The organism is Rhizobium bangladeshense (genome assembly GCF_017357245.1).
GTDB classification, from domain to species: domain Bacteria; phylum Pseudomonadota; class Alphaproteobacteria; order Rhizobiales; family Rhizobiaceae; genus Rhizobium; species Rhizobium bangladeshense.
Map to the genome: position 1 here is coordinate 2,598,724 of NZ_CP071612.1, position 13,739 is coordinate 2,612,462.

Sequence of the window (13,739 nt, forward strand, 5' to 3'; positions counted from 1 at the left end):
ACTTTGCGCTGCAACCTGTGCAATGCAGCAACGATTGCCGCTTGCATTGTTTATAAAACCGTCTATCACTAAACATATTGCTAAACATGATGATTGAGGAGTTCATGTGAGCATTTTCTGAAACGGGTGAACATGCGACGCCGGTGGGGAGCCGGCTTGGTTCTGGGAGGAACTCATGCAGAAAACATCGAAAGCCCTTTTGGGGCTAGCCGCGGCATTCGTCATGTCGTCGGCATTGCCCAATCTCGCCAAAGCCGATGAACTGACGCTCTGCTGGGCCGCATGGGACCCTGCCAATGCGCTCGTCGAGCTGTCGAAGGACTTCACGGCCAAGACTGGCACGCAGATGAAGTTCGAATTCGTTCCCTGGACGAGTTATGCCGACCGCTTCCTCAACGAGCTGAATTCCCACGGCAAGCTCTGCGACCTCATCATCGGCGACAGCCAGTGGATCGGCGGCGCGGCCGAGAACGGCCATTACGTCAAGCTGAACGACTTCTTCGACAAGGAAGGCATCAAGATGGATGACTTCGTGCCGGCAACGGTCGTCGGCTACTCGGAGTGGCCGAAGAATACCCCGAACTACTGGGCGCTGCCCGCCATGGGCGATGTCGTCGGCTGGACCTATCGCAAGGATTGGTTCGAAAAGCCCGAACTGCAGAAGGAATTCAAGGCGAAATACGGCCACGACCTCGCAGCCCCGAAGACCTATGACGAACTGAAGCAGATCGCCGAGTTCTTCCAGAAGCGTGAGATCGACGGCAAGACTGTCTACGGCGCCTCGATCTATACCGAGCGCGGCTCCGAAGGCATCACCATGGGCGTCACCAACGTTCTCTACGACTGGGGCTTCCAGTACGACAATCCGAAGAAGCCCTACGAGATGGAAGGCTTCGTCAATTCGGACGACGCGGTCAAGGGCCTCGAATTCTACAAGTCGCTCTATGACTGCTGCACGCCGCCCGGCAGTTCCAACGTCTACATGGTCGAATCCGCCGACGCCTTCAAATCCGGCCAGGTTGCCATGCAGATGAACTTCGCCTTCACCTGGCCCGGCCTCCACAAGGATGAGAAGGTCGGCGGCGACAGGATCGGCTTCTTCCCCAATCCGGCGGAGAAGGCGCATTTCGCCCAGCTCGGCGGACAAGGCATCTCAGTGGTCTCCTATTCCGACAAGCGCGACGCCGCCCTGCAGTACATCAAGTGGTTCGCACAGCCCGACGTACAGGCCAAGTGGTGGGAACTCGGCGGCTTCTCCTGCCTGAATTCGGTCGTCAACGCGCCTGATTTCGCCAAGAGCCAGCCCTATGCCCAGGCCTTCCTGGACTCGATGGCAATCGTCAAGGACTTCTGGGCCGAGCCAAGCTACGCCTCGCTGCTGCAGGCCATGCAGAAGCGCGTCCATAACTACGTCGTGGCCGGCAATGGCACTGCCAAGGAAGCGCTCGACGGCCTGGTGAAGGACTGGAGCGACGTCTTCAAGGACGACGGCAAAATCTAGTGCCCGAAGGGACTGGCATCCCTCTGCGCGCCATCCTAACCAGGATGGCGGCCCGGATCGGCAGACGAACCGGGCCGCCGGATCTTTCATATTCCAAAAGATCGGGTGAAAACTTGACCATTTCCCATTCCTCCATCGTGGAGAAAGCGGCCGACGCGACAGCAAGGGCAACGCCCGCCTCGCTCGCCCGGCGCGTCCGCGGCCTCTCCGACAGGGCGATTGCCTGGCTGTTCATAACGCCTGCCATCACCCTGCTCCTGGCGATCAACATCTTCCCGCTCATCTGGGCGGTCTATCTCTCCTTCACCAATTACCGCGCCAACCGGCCGAATGCGCCAGTCCAGGGCGTCGGCCTAGGAAATTACGAACGCGTTCTCAACGATCCCGATATATGGCAGGCGATGCAGACCACCGCCCATTTCGTCTTCTGGACGATCCTGCTGCAGACGGTGATCGGTTTTGCGCTCGCTTACCTGATCGACCGCAAGTTTCGCGGCCATGCCTTCTGGACGACGATCATCCTGATCCCGATGATGCTGTCGCCGGCCGTGGTCGGTAACTTCTGGCGCTTTCTCTACGAGCCGCAGATCGGCCTCTTCGCCTATGCCGTCTCGCTGGTGTCGGGCATTCCGACATCCGAAGTGCAGATGCTCGGCAATGTCTCGCTGGCGCCTTGGGCGATCATCATCGTCGATACCTGGATGTGGACGCCCTATGTGATGCTGATCTGCCTCGCCGGGCTGCGCTCGATTCCCGACTATATCTACGAGGCGGCCGAGGTCGATCGTGCATCGCCCTGGCGCCAGTTCTGGTCGATCACCGTGCCGATGGCCCTGCCCTTCATCATGCTCGCGGTGCTTTTCCGCGGCATTGAGAATTTCAAGATGTTCGACATGGTGACGCTGCTGACCGGCGGGGGGCCGGGCTCGGTCACCGAGGTCGCCTCGATCACGTTGAAGCGCGCCGCCTTCGAAAGCTGGGCGACCGGCCGGGCCTCGGCCTTCGCCATCGTTCTCTTCGTCGCGGTGTTCGGGCTCGCCAACATCTACGTCAAGGCATTGAACAAGGTGAAGCAAAGATGAGCGCCGCCAACTCCGCCCATTCGGTCGTCGAGCCGAGCCTCAACAGCAAGCGCATCGCCGGCACGATCGTCGTGCTCTATGCGCTGATCACCCTCATCCCGCTCGTCTGGATCTTCCTGACCAGCATCAAATCGCCGCCGGATTCGATCAGCTATCCCCCGAAGATCGTCTTCACGCCGTCGCTCGAAGGCTACTGCAACCTCTTCACCACGCGCACGCGGCAGACATCCGACTATATCGCCGCGCTGCCGGCGCCGGTCGGCACCTGCGATGAGGTGACCCGCAAACGCAACATGGTGATCGCGGGTCCGTCGAACTTCCTGCCGCGGTTCGTCAACTCGCTGGTCATTGCTTTCGGCTCCACTTTCCTGGCTGTCTTCCTGGGCACGCTCGCCGCCTACGGCTTCTCCCGCTTCAGGGTGCCGCTCGCCGACGACCTGCTGTTCTTCATCCTGTCGACGCGGATGATGCCGCCCATCGCCGTCGCCATCCCGATCTATTTGATGTATCGCGAGCTCGGTCTGTCGGACACGGCGCTCGGCATGATCCTGCTCTATACCGCCGTTAACGTCTCGCTCGCCGTCTGGCTGCTCAAGGGCTTCATCGACGAGATCCCGCGCGAATACGAGGAAGCGGCGATGATCGACGGCTATTCGAGGCTGCAGGCCTTCCGCAAGGTCGTGCTGCCGCAGGCGACCACCGGTATCGCCGCTACCTCGATCTTTTGCTTGATCTTCGCGTGGAACGAATATGCCTTCGCCGCCCTTCTGACGTCGGGCGAGGCCCAGACCGCGCCACCCTTCATTCCGACAATCATCGGTGAAGGCGGGCAGGATTGGCCCGCCGTCGCCGCCGGCACGACGATCTTCCTGATCCCGATCCTCGTTTTCACCATTCTCCTGCGCAAGCAACTGCTGCGCGGCATCACCTTCGGAGCCGTCCGCAAATGAGCCACCTGATCGAAACACGCACCCGCACCCCTGCCCGCCCGAAACGGCCGTTCTTCCTGCGCCGCGGTCCGATGGAAAACATCGCCACGGTGCTGATCGGGCTCGGTTTTCTGATGCTGTTCCAGCCCTTCCTGCTGGTGCTCTACACCTATTCGCTGGTGATCCTGCTCGTGGGCACCTTCATGTTCATCATCGTCTCGAAATTCCCGGAGTGAACCATGGCGGACATCCGGATCGAAAATCTTCGCAAGGAATTCGGCAGCTTCGTGGCCGTTCAGGATTCGAGCTTCACCGTTCATGATGGCGAGTTCCTGGCGTTGCTCGGACCTTCCGGCTGCGGCAAGACAACGACGCTTCGCATGATCGCCGGCCTGGAGTTGCCCAGCAGCGGCAAGATCCATCTCGACGGTGAGGACGTCACCTTCAATCGCGCCAGCGCCCGCGACATCGCCTTCGTCTTCCAGCTCTTTGCGCTCTACCCGCATATGAATGTGCGCAAAAACATCGGCTTCCCGCTGCTGTCGCAGGGCATGCCCAAGGCCGAGATCCGTCAGCGCGTCGAAGAGACCGCCCGTCTGCTGCAGATCGATCATATTCTCAACCGCTCGGTCTCGGGCCTTGCCGGCGGCGACCGGCAGCGCGTGGCGCTCGGCCGCGCCATCGTCCGCCGCCCGAAATGCTTCCTGATGGACGAGCCGCTTGGTACGCTCGACGCCGAGTTTCGCGAGATCATGGTCCACGAGTTGCGCGAACTGCACAACCGTATCCATGCCACCACCGTCTACGTCACCCACGACCAGCACGAGGCGATGGCGATGGCCGACAAGATCGCCGTGATGAACCACGGCGTCATCGAGCAGTTCGGCACGCCGCAGGAAATCTACGCCAAGCCGGCGACCATGTATGTCGCCGATTTCATCGGCTCGCCGCCAATGAACTTCATGCGCTTCACCTCCGGCCTAAAGAGCGGCGACAGATCCATCCTGCTCGACGGTGTTAATGTCGCCGTTCCCGAGATCCATCAGGACATGGCCGAGAGCGAACTGGCGCTCGGTGTCAGGCCGGAGCACATCCGCTTCAGCGACGCCTCGCCCCTTCGCGGCGCCGTCTACGGCAGCGAATATCTCGGCACCAATCAGGTTGTAGCAGTGGAAACCCCGGGCGGCCTGATCAAGGCCCGCGTTCCCGCCAACCGCAGCTTCCGGATCGGCGAGACCGTCGGTCTCGAATTCAACCCGGCGAACCTCGCGCTCTTCGACTGCGTCTCGGGCCGCGCGGTGCCATCCCAGCTCTATCAGGAGACCCGGCATGGCTGATGTCGTCCTCAGAAATCTCAGCAAGCGCTTCGGCGACACCCAGGCTCTCGATGAGCTCGATCTTTTTATCCGCGACGGCGAATTCGTCGTGCTGCTCGGTCCCACAGGCGCCGGCAAGACCACGACGCTCAGGCTGATCGCCGGGCTCGAAAGGCCCGACAGCGGCCGCATCGAGATCGGCGGCCGCAATGTTGCGGCCGAAGCGCCGGCCGGGCGCGACGTCGCCTTCGTCTTCCAGCAATATTCGCTCTATCCGCACATGACAGTTTACGAGAACCTCGCCTTCCCGCTGAAGGCGCCGGTGCGCAAGCTGAGCGCGGAGGAGATCGACCGGCGCGTGCGCGAGGTCGCACGCATGGTCCGCATCGACCACAAGCTGGAAAACCGCTCGACCAGGCTCTCCGGCGGCGAGATGCAGCGCGTCGCGATCGGCCGGGCGCTGGTGCGCCGGCCGGCAATCTATCTGATGGACGAGCCGCTCTCCTCGCTCGACGCCAAGCTGCGCGCCGAACTGCGCCTGGAGCTGAAGCGCATCCAGAAGGAGCTTGGCTCGACGCTGCTCTATGTCACCCACGACCAGGTGGAAGCCATGACCATGGCCGATCGCATCGGCATCGTCGCCGAGGGCCGGCTGCTGCAGGTGGGAACGCCGCGGGAAATCTACGGCAATCCCGCCAACCTGCATGTCGCCGCGCGCCTCGGCCAGCCGCACATCAACCTTCTGCCGGCGGACCTGCTGCCCGGCGGCCGTCCGCCCTCCGGCACCAAAACCGTCGGCGCGCGCACCGAACATCTCGATATCGCCGTCGGCAAGGATGCCAATGCCGAGGTCGATTGGATCGAGCATCTCGGCGACCAGAACCATCTGCATATCAGGGCCGGCAATCACAAGCTCGTCACACTTGCGGATCCATATCTGGCGATCGCGCCGGGCGACCGGATCAGCCTGACACTGCGCGATCCGCTTTATTTCGATGCGGCTGGACAGCGCCTGTCGTGAGCGGCAAACAAAATGATATGGCATGAAAAAACAATTGGACGGGTCTCAATCGATGAAACACTTCTTCAACCGCAGGGAAACCATCGTCACCGAAGCTCTGGACGGCCTGCTTCTGACGACGAGCAGCGGCCGTCTCGCCCGTCTTGACAGCTTTCCCGACATCAAGGTGATCCTGCGCGCCGACTGGGACAAGTCGGAGGTGGCGATCATCTCGGGCGGCGGCGCCGGCCATGAACCATCCCATGCCGGCTTCGTCGGTAAGGGCATGCTGACGGCGGCCGTCTCCGGCGAGATCTTCGCCTCGCCCAGCGTCGATGCGGTGCTGACGGCGATCCGCGCCGTGACCGGCCCAAAGGGCGCCCTGCTGATCGTCAAGAACTATACCGGCGACCGCCTGAATTTCGGTCTCGCCGCCGAAAAGGCGCGCGCCGAGGGCTTCGATGTCGAAATGGTCATCGTGGCCGACGACATCGCCATCCCCGGCATCAACCAGCCGCGCGGCGTCGCCGGCACGCTGTTCGTACACAAGATCGCCGGCTATCACGCCGAAAGGGGCGAGGACCTCAAGACGGTCGCGGCCCATGCCGCGGCTGCAGCCGGCGATATCGTCTCGCTCGGCATGTCGCTCTCCACCTGCAGCGTGCCCGGACAGGCGCACGAGGATCGCCTCGGGGCCGATGAAGGCGAACTCGGCCTCGGCATCCATGGCGAACCCGGCGCCGAGCGCATCGCGCTCCAGCCGGTCGCCGACATCGTCGCTACCATGGCGGCGCGCCTGACCCCGGCCTTGCGCGAAGGAGCAAACCACGCCCTCCTCGTCAACAATCTCGGCGCCGTGCCGCCGCTCGAAATGACCGTCATCGCCAAGACAGTGCTGTCCTCGCCGCTTGGCCGCCACATCAGGCTGATCGTCGGCCCGGCGCCGATGATGACCGCGCTTAACATGAACGGCTTCTCGCTGTCGCTGATCCGCCTGGATGCCGCGCGCGAAGCGGCGCTGACGGCAGAGGTCGAGCCGCATGCCTGGATGCCGGCCGTCGAACGCCAGGAGATCAGGGTCATCCCTGCGTCGAGGACGGCGGCCCCCCTGAACGGCGCGGCCACACCAGGCGAGAACAGCCGTAACCGACGCCTGATCACGGCACTCTGTGAGCACCTGATCGCGCAGGAGAACGAGCTCAACCGGCTGGACGGCCGCGTCGGCGATGGCGATACCGGCTCGACGGTGGCCGCAGGCGCCCGTAGCGTGCTTGCCCGCCTCGACACGCTGCCGCTCGATAAGCCAGCGGCAACGCTTGCCTCGCTCGGCGATATCCTCGGCACCAGCATGGGTGGATCGAGCGGCGTGCTGCTGTCGATCTTCTTCACCGCTGCGGCAAAAGCGATGGCCGATAAAGCCGATATTTCAGCGGCTCTTCTTGCCGGGCTCGACAGGATGACGTTCTATGGAGGAGCAGGCGTCGGCGATCGGACGATGGTCGATGCGCTGTCGCCTGCCCTGCAGGCGCTTGCGTCCGGCGATATCGCTGCCGCGGCAAGGGCAGCGGCATCAGGCGCGGAGTCGACAAAGACGATGACGAAGGCGAGAGCCGGACGCGCCTCCTATGTCGGCGAAAGCGACCTTGCGGGTGTCGCGGACCCCGGAGCGGTCGCGGTTGCCGGCGCGTTCGGCGTGGCGGCAAGCCTCGCCTGACCGGGTAAATTTCGAAAGCCCCCAGGAGAGAGGGCGACAGGGAGGAAGGCAGTGCAGGTGGAACCGGTGCTTGTGGCGGGACTGATCGAAGTGTGCCGCGCGACAATCGCGGAAAACGCCGATCACCTCTGCGCACTCGATCGCGCCATCGGCGATGGCGATCACGGAACCAATATGCGGCGCGGCTGCGAGGCGGTGAGCGCCGAGGGCGAAAGCCTGTCCAGCTTGCCCTTCCCCGAGGCGGTGGAAAAGATCGGCCTGACGCTGGTGATGAATGTCGGCGGAGCGGCCGGCCCGCTATACGGCACGCTGCTGATCGAGATCGGCCGCGAGCTTCGCAAAAATGAGGAGAGGGCCGATTTTTCCCTGGTGCTGAAACAGGCGATTGACGCCGTGGCAAGGCGCGGGCGGTCACACGCCGGCGACAAGACCTTGCTCGACGTACTCTATCCCGTCCATGCCGCGCTGGCGAAGCGGTCACCGCTCAGTGACGTAGCTCGCAAGGCCGAGTGGTCCGCCGACAGGACCGCCGCGATGAAGGCGATGCGCGGACGCGCCGCCTATCTCGGCGACCGGTCGATCGGCCATGTCGATCCCGGCGCGTCGAGCTGCGCGCTGCTGACCACTGCGATCTGCCGCTATCTCGGGGAGCACCGCCCCCAATGAATGAAAGGACCGGCATGAATGGAAAGACCGCAAATGTGGGCATTGTGATCGTCTCCCACTCGCCGCTGGTGGCAAGGGGCATCGCCGACATGGTGCGACAGATGGTCGGCGACTGTGTGCCGCTCGCCTGGTCGGGCGGCAACGTCCATGGCGAGCTCGGCACCGATGCCGGCGGTATTCTGAAGGCGATCGAGGCCGCCTGGTCCGATGCCGGCGTCGCCGTTTTCGTCGATCTCGGCGGTGCCGAGACCAACAGCGAGATGGCGATCGAAATGCTGGGCCTTCCCCGGTCGGCCCTTGTCTCCATTTGCAACGCACCGCTCGTCGAAGGCGCCGTCATCGCCGCCGCCGAAGCCTCAGGGGGCGCGTCGCTCGCCAAGGTCGTCGCCACAGCCGAGGAACTGTCCCCCTGATGACGAACCGATGGCGTATTGAGAAACAGGAGCCTGATCCTTTGCACGTGAATTGCCAGACGGAGGTGGAAGTCAAGCACGGCGTTGGGCTGCATGCCCGCCCCTCCGTCACCTTCACACGACTTGCCAAGTCCTTCCCCTGCTCGATCGAGATCGCCGTCAACGGCAGCGACGTCTGGCTGAACGGCAAGAGCATCATCAAGGTCATGGGCGCGCGCATCCGCAAAGGCTCGATCCTCCGGATACGGGCGGACGGCATTCTCGCCGAAGAGGCGATCCGCGCGCTCAAGGAACTCATCGAGCGCAATTTCGATGAGGAAACGAAACATGGCAGAACCGCTTAGGCTGAAAGCAAAGAGCGCGTCCCCGGGCATCGCATCCGGCCCGGCCTTTCTCGCCGAGGAGCCGAAGGCTGTTTCCACGCCCGCCGGCGGCTACGGCGCGCTTGAGACGGCAATCCATATCTCGATCGGCGAACTCGAGCGGCTCGCCGAGGGCGCCGATGCCGAAAGTCGCGATATCATCGATTTCCAGATCGAGGTGCTGCGCGATCCGACGATCGCGGAAGCAACAGGCGCGCGCATGCAAGCCGAGGAGAATGTCGTCTTCGCCTGGATCGCCACGCTCGACGCCTATATCGGCGAACTCGAAGCAGCCGACGAGGAACCGATGCGCGCGCGCGCCGTCGATATTCTCGACATCAAGAACCGCGTGCTCGGCGCGCTGGCCGGCACCCCGGTCGCCGATTTCCCGCCCGGTTCGGTCTTCGTCGGCAAGGATATGGAGCCGAGCCGCTTCCTCGCTCATGACTGGTCGAAGGGCGGCGGTATCGCGCTGTTCGCAGGCAGCGCCGCCGGCCACGTCGCTTTGCTCGCCCGGGCGAAATCGGTGCCGATGGTGGTCGGCACAGGCCGTTTTTCAGCAGCGGACGGCGATCCCGTCGGCGTCGATGGCGACGCCGGCGCCGTCATCCTCAAGGCGGGCGGCATGCTGATCCCGCCGCTCGCGCCAGCCGGCGACACCAAGCTTGAAAGCGGCGAGCTGCGCACGACGGACGGCGTACCGATTCTCATCTCCATCAACATCAACGATCCCGCCGAGATCGATGCGCTCGATCCGGCAACGGCGGGCGTCGGGCTGATGCGCTCGGAATTCTCAGTCACCTCGATCGCCGATGCCGCCAATGAGGAACGGCAGCTGGCGATCTATCGCCGCGTGCTGGAGCAGGCTGGCCAAAAGCCGGTGACCATAAGGATGCTGGATATCGGCGGCGACAAGCCGCTTGCCGGCCTCGAAGACCCGCCGGCTCTCGAGCCGGGCCTGCGCGGCGTCCGGCTGCTGCTTGCCCGGCCGGAAATCGCCCGCGTCCAGGCCCGCGCCCTGCTGCGCGCCGCCGTCTTCGGCAAGCTCTCGGTAATGCTGCCGATGGTGAGCTTTCCCGAAGAGGTCGACAGGATGCGCGAACTGTTCCGCGAGGAAGCCGAAAAGCTCGGCCGCCGCGCCCTGCAGCACCGGATGCCGCCGATCGGCATGATGGTGGAAGTGCCATCGGCCGCATTGATGCTCGACACCTTCGCATCCGCGGCCTTCTTCTCCTTCGGAACCAACGATCTGACGCAATATCTCGCCGCCTCGCACCGGGACGGCAACGAGGTCGATGCCGGCAAGGTGGCACCAGCCGTGCTCCGGCTGATCGAGCAGGCGGTAAAACTTGCCGGCGGCAAACCCCTCAGCATCTGCGGCGACATGGCCGGCGATCCCCGCTATCTCCCGGAGTTGCTTGCTGCCGGCCTCCGGCATTTTTCCGTGGCGCCCGCCCATCGTCCCGCGATAAGATCGGCGATCATCGGCCTCAACGCCGATGGCACCAGGGCAGCCGGAGAGTAGGATGGCGCGTGAAGACACCGAAGACGCCATAATCGCCTACAAGTCCATTCTGGCGCAGATCATCGACAACAGGCCGTCCGGCACGCGCCAGCGCCTGGCGACGGCGCTCGGCAAGCACCGCAGCTTCGTCACCCAGATCACCAGTCCGACCTATGCGACGCCGCTGCCGGCGCGCCATCTCGCGACGATCGTGCGCGTCTGCCACTTCAGCGCCGCCGAGGAAGAACGCTTTCTCGAAGCATATCAGGCCGCCCATCCCGGCAAGCTGCCGGATCTCGGCCATTCCGAGAAATTGCGGCACCTTTCGCTGATGGTGCCCGACTTCGGCGACGACAGGAAAAACCGCCTCCTGGAAGAGGCGATCTCCGATCTCGTGCAGAAGATCGTCGCGATATCGGGGGCGAGCGAGCAGTGAAGCGTGAGCGGGCTGACGTAGCGTGATGCCTTTGGCCTTGGGAGAGGCTTGATGAAAAAGTTCATGAACACCGCGGAAACCATGGTCGCCGAAAGCGTCGAAGGCTTCGTGCGCGCCCATGAGACCTTCGTGGTGTTCGGGACCGAGCGCAAATGCGTCCGCCGCCGCCATCTCACATCAGGCAAGGTGGGGCTGATATCCGGCGGCGGCGCCGGCCACGAGCCGATGCATATAGGCTTCGTCGGTCAGGGTATGCTGGATGCCGCCTGCGTTGGACATATCTTCACCTCGCCGACGCCGAGCCAGATTATTGCCGCCATCGAAGAGGCCGATACCGGCGCCGGGTGCCTGCTCCTGGTCAAGAATTACGACGGCGACCTGATGAATTTCGAAATGGCGATCGAGATGGCCGGTGACCACCACAGCCTCGACATGATCGTCGTCAGCGACGATATCGAGACATCGAGATCAGGCGAAGGCCGCGGCCGGCGCGGCGTCGCGGGAACACTGATTGTTGAAAAGATCCTGGGTGCCGCCGCCGAAGGCGGCATGCCCCTCGCCGAACTGAAGCAGCTTGGCGAGGGGCTGAACACCCGCATCCGCTCGATGGGAGTCGCGCTGAACGGCGTGACGGTGCCGCAGACCGAGCGCACGACGTTTTCGCTCGAACCCGACGAGATGGAAATGGGCGTCGGCATTCACGGCGAACCTGGCCATTACACGCAGCCCTTCGCCGCCGCCAACGCCATCATCATGCGTCTCTGCGAGACGATTATCGCCGACATAGCGGTGACGCCGGGCGCCCGGGCGCTTCTCTTCGTCAACGGCCTCGGCGGCACGCCGCCTGCTGAACTCTATCTCGCCTATGCCGGCGCCCGCCGTTTCATCGAGGAGAAAGCCATCCCGATCGAGCGCTCGCTTGTCGGAACCTACGTTACCTCGCTCGACATGCAGGGACTGTCCGTCACCCTCGCCTTGCTGACCGACGAGGAGATCGCACTCTGGGATGCGCCGGTGGCGACGGCGGCTTTGCGCTGGCCGTGACAGCCTCCAACAACTCAAATGTAGAGCGGCGCCATCATCCGCCAGGCGCCGGCGCGATGGGCGCGGCCGTCCCAGACGTGCAACTGATGGCGAATGTCCTTTTCGGCAAGCAGCCGGCTGAGATAGCGGTTGTTATCGAGGAAAGGATCGGCCTCCCCGATGGCTAGCACAATGTCGATCTCGCGCAGCCTCTCGAGCCGCCAGTCGGCGCCGAGACCGGGCAGGAAGTGCGTCGGAGTGTGAAAATAGACGCTGTCATCGTAATAGCCGTCGAACAGGTCGCCGAAGGATTCCACCTTCATCGTGAGGTCGTAGCGGCCGGAAAAGGCGACGAGCTTGCGGAATAGGTGCGGATGGCGGAAGACGAGGCTGGCGGCCTGGAAGGCGCCGAGGCTGCATCCATGCACGATGGTGCAGTCATGCGCGTTCTTCGCCGCCATCAGTGGCAGCACCTCGTGGAGGATATAATCCTCCAGCACCGCATGCCGGCGGATGCGCTCGGCCGGATGATGGTGGAGCCCGTAGAGGCTGTCGGCGGCTAGGCCTTCGATGCAATAGAGCTGGATATGCCCGGCCTGCAACTTATCGCTAAGGCTCGCCACCAGGCCAAGCTGCTCATATTCGAAGAAGCGCCCTTCCCGCGTCGGAAAAACAGCACCTTGGCGCCGGCATGGCCGAACACCAGCATCTCCATGTCTCGATAGAGCCGCTGACTGTACCAGCGCAGATATTCGCGGTTCATGGCACCCTGAAGAACTGTCCGATCTTGTTGCGGAGAACCGCCTCTTGCTCAGCACTTCCAGGGTAATCGAAATGGCCGGCGTCCAGGATGAAGATTTCATTATATTTTCGTATCGCATTTGCGACAGCAAACTGGCATGGCGGCGCGACCGAGGGGTCGAAAAGTGCCACCGCCGTCAGCATCGGCACCTCGATCCGCCGCGCCGCGGTCGCTGCGTCGTAGAAGCGCAGCGTCTCCAGCACGTTTCCGTGGTCGACCTGATATTCCTGCACCGATCGCGCGCTGCCGACAGTCGGCAGCTTCAACCGCAGCGGCTGGTGGCCGAAGCTCGGAAGCGCCAGATGTCCGCGATCGATGCGCTCGTCAAAGGCGATCGCCATCGCCCCGACGCCCCCGCCGAAGCTGATGCCGCTATAGCCGGTGCGGCCGGAGAGCCAGGGATAGACCGTAACAAGCGTCGAGACGGCAAGCCAGATATCCTCGACGCAGCCGCCGATGATATAGGCGTCTCGCTTATCGATATCGTGCAGCACATGCCAGGACGGGTTCTGAGAAATCGGCGGATGGCTGCTCAGCGACAGCCCGCGGCAGCAGGGAAAGATCACGGCCGTTTCCGTGATCGGCAGATCAAAATCAGGCTGATCTCGCCCGCCATACCCATGCCCGACTACCAGACCTCGCCTCACTTGCCCCTGGCGCGGCAGCAGTAGCCAGCCGCCGATCTTGAACGCGCCGGTGGAGCAATAGACGAGATCGAGCACGTGCCAGTCGGGGTGGCTGAGCTTGCTGAGCGAAAGCGCCGGCTGCGGATCGACCGCCAGCGCCTTCAGATACCGCGCCTCCCAGAACGCATCGAAACCCTCAGGCTCCTCCGGCGGCTCGATCGCCAAAAGCTCTTGAAGACGCATGCCGTAGGTCGGGTCGAAGGCGAAGGGATGTGTCTTGGGAATGCTCATCCATGCTTTGTCGCGTGAAAGGCCCGGCTGTGCAAGCCTTGCCGCTACTGACCGGAGGTCATTGGAATCGTGAA

General features: G+C 63.4%; 14 protein-coding genes and 1 pseudogene. 13 read left to right on the forward strand and 2 right to left on the reverse strand.

From position 1 onward, the window contains the following. The first annotated feature begins 175 nt into the window (after positions 1-175). The 13 genes from J2J98_RS12685 to J2J98_RS12745 all read left to right on the forward strand — a co-directional run bounded on the left by J2J98_RS12685 (position 176) and on the right by J2J98_RS12745 (position 11,967). Positions 176-1,501 (forward strand): ABC transporter substrate-binding protein, encoded by a 1,326-nt coding sequence (locus tag J2J98_RS12685; RefSeq protein ID WP_064705318.1) that lies wholly within the window; start codon positions 176-178, stop codon positions 1,499-1,501. A gap of 113 nt (positions 1,502-1,614) precedes the next feature. Beyond that, positions 1,615-2,583, forward strand: coding sequence for a carbohydrate ABC transporter permease (locus tag J2J98_RS12690; RefSeq protein WP_138393412.1), 969 nt, complete (start codon positions 1,615-1,617; stop codon positions 2,581-2,583). Beyond that, a complete protein-coding gene (locus tag J2J98_RS12695) occupies positions 2,580-3,533 on the forward strand; it encodes a carbohydrate ABC transporter permease (protein WP_207601224.1) in 954 nt (317 codons plus the stop codon). Before J2J98_RS12690 ends, J2J98_RS12695 begins: the two co-directional genes overlap by 4 nt. After that, positions 3,530-3,748 (forward strand): hypothetical protein, encoded by a 219-nt coding sequence (locus J2J98_RS12700; protein WP_138393411.1) that lies wholly within the window; start codon positions 3,530-3,532, stop codon positions 3,746-3,748. Before J2J98_RS12695 ends, J2J98_RS12700 begins: the two co-directional genes overlap by 4 nt. Positions 3,749-3,751: 3 nt before the next feature. Next, a complete protein-coding gene (locus J2J98_RS12705; RefSeq protein ID WP_207601225.1) occupies positions 3,752-4,849 on the forward strand; it encodes an ABC transporter ATP-binding protein in 1,098 nt (365 codons plus the stop codon). Continuing rightward, positions 4,842-5,849 carry an ABC transporter ATP-binding protein gene (locus tag J2J98_RS12710; RefSeq protein ID WP_138393409.1) on the forward strand — a complete coding sequence of 336 codons (1,008 nt, stop codon included), beginning with the start codon at positions 4,842-4,844 and terminating at the stop codon, positions 5,847-5,849. The genes J2J98_RS12705 and J2J98_RS12710 overlap by 8 nt, the downstream gene beginning before the upstream one ends. 52 nt (positions 5,850-5,901) lie before the next feature. Further along, positions 5,902-7,542 carry a dihydroxyacetone kinase subunit DhaK gene (locus J2J98_RS12715; protein WP_207603122.1) on the forward strand — a complete coding sequence of 547 codons (1,641 nt, stop codon included), beginning with the start codon at positions 5,902-5,904 and terminating at the stop codon, positions 7,540-7,542. A gap of 51 nt (positions 7,543-7,593) precedes the next feature. After that, the gene (gene dhaL / locus J2J98_RS12720; RefSeq protein WP_064705324.1) at positions 7,594-8,208 is read left to right on the forward strand and encodes a dihydroxyacetone kinase subunit DhaL; all 615 of its coding nucleotides are present in this window, start codon (positions 7,594-7,596) and stop codon (positions 8,206-8,208) included. Positions 8,209-8,222: 14 nt separating this feature from the next. Next, positions 8,223-8,621 carry a dihydroxyacetone kinase phosphoryl donor subunit DhaM gene (gene dhaM / locus J2J98_RS12725; RefSeq protein WP_037175071.1) on the forward strand — a complete coding sequence of 133 codons (399 nt, stop codon included), beginning with the start codon at positions 8,223-8,225 and terminating at the stop codon, positions 8,619-8,621. Continuing rightward, entirely contained in the window at positions 8,621-8,965 is a 345-nt protein-coding gene (locus tag J2J98_RS12730) for an HPr family phosphocarrier protein (RefSeq protein WP_138393407.1), read from the forward strand. The genes dhaM and J2J98_RS12730 overlap by 1 nt, the downstream gene beginning before the upstream one ends. Next, a complete protein-coding gene (locus J2J98_RS12735) occupies positions 8,949-10,508 on the forward strand; it encodes a putative PEP-binding protein (protein WP_207601226.1) in 1,560 nt (519 codons plus the stop codon). The genes J2J98_RS12730 and J2J98_RS12735 overlap by 17 nt, the downstream gene beginning before the upstream one ends. Position 10,509: 1 nt before the next feature. After that, positions 10,510-10,923 (forward strand): hypothetical protein, encoded by a 414-nt coding sequence (locus J2J98_RS12740; protein WP_008535099.1) that lies wholly within the window; start codon positions 10,510-10,512, stop codon positions 10,921-10,923. A gap of 51 nt (positions 10,924-10,974) precedes the next feature. After that, positions 10,975-11,967, forward strand: a complete 993-nt coding sequence (locus tag J2J98_RS12745; RefSeq protein ID WP_207601227.1) for a dihydroxyacetone kinase subunit DhaK — start codon at positions 10,975-10,977, stop codon at positions 11,965-11,967. A 14-nt stretch (positions 11,968-11,981) separates the two neighbouring features. On the opposite strand, the pseudogene J2J98_RS12750 reads toward J2J98_RS12745, so the two are convergent. Both J2J98_RS12750 and J2J98_RS12755 read right to left on the reverse strand, forming a co-directional pair. Continuing rightward, positions 11,982-12,709: pseudogene (locus tag J2J98_RS12750) on the reverse strand (esterase family protein). After that, positions 12,706-13,665, reverse strand: a complete 960-nt coding sequence (locus tag J2J98_RS12755) for an acetylxylan esterase (protein WP_138393402.1) — start codon at positions 13,663-13,665, stop codon at positions 12,706-12,708. Before J2J98_RS12755 ends, J2J98_RS12750 begins: the two are co-directional and overlap by 4 nt. Between the last annotated feature and the right edge of the window lie 74 nt (positions 13,666-13,739).

What these genes read in the sequence shown, in the direction of transcription:
- J2J98_RS12755 (WP_138393402.1), bottom strand. Translation starts at nt 13,665, where the DNA reads ATGAGCATTCCCAAGACACATCCCTTCGCCTTCGACCCGACCTACGGC.
- J2J98_RS12735 (WP_207601226.1), top strand. Translation starts at nt 8,949, where the DNA reads ATGGCAGAACCGCTTAGGCTGAAAGCAAAGAGCGCGTCCCCGGGCATC.
- J2J98_RS12695 (WP_207601224.1), top strand. Translation starts at nt 2,580, where the DNA reads ATGAGCGCCGCCAACTCCGCCCATTCGGTCGTCGAGCCGAGCCTCAAC.
- J2J98_RS12710 (WP_138393409.1), top strand. Translation starts at nt 4,842, where the DNA reads ATGGCTGATGTCGTCCTCAGAAATCTCAGCAAGCGCTTCGGCGACACC.
- J2J98_RS12730 (WP_138393407.1), top strand. Translation starts at nt 8,621, where the DNA reads ATGACGAACCGATGGCGTATTGAGAAACAGGAGCCTGATCCTTTGCAC.
- dhaM (WP_037175071.1), top strand. Translation starts at nt 8,223, where the DNA reads ATGAATGGAAAGACCGCAAATGTGGGCATTGTGATCGTCTCCCACTCG.
- J2J98_RS12715 (WP_207603122.1), top strand. Translation starts at nt 5,902, where the DNA reads ATGAAACACTTCTTCAACCGCAGGGAAACCATCGTCACCGAAGCTCTG.
- J2J98_RS12705 (WP_207601225.1), top strand. Translation starts at nt 3,752, where the DNA reads ATGGCGGACATCCGGATCGAAAATCTTCGCAAGGAATTCGGCAGCTTC.
- J2J98_RS12745 (WP_207601227.1), top strand. Translation starts at nt 10,975, where the DNA reads ATGAAAAAGTTCATGAACACCGCGGAAACCATGGTCGCCGAAAGCGTC.
- J2J98_RS12700 (WP_138393411.1), top strand. Translation starts at nt 3,530, where the DNA reads ATGAGCCACCTGATCGAAACACGCACCCGCACCCCTGCCCGCCCGAAA.
- J2J98_RS12740 (WP_008535099.1), top strand. Translation starts at nt 10,510, where the DNA reads ATGGCGCGTGAAGACACCGAAGACGCCATAATCGCCTACAAGTCCATT.
- J2J98_RS12685 (WP_064705318.1), top strand. Translation starts at nt 176, where the DNA reads ATGCAGAAAACATCGAAAGCCCTTTTGGGGCTAGCCGCGGCATTCGTC.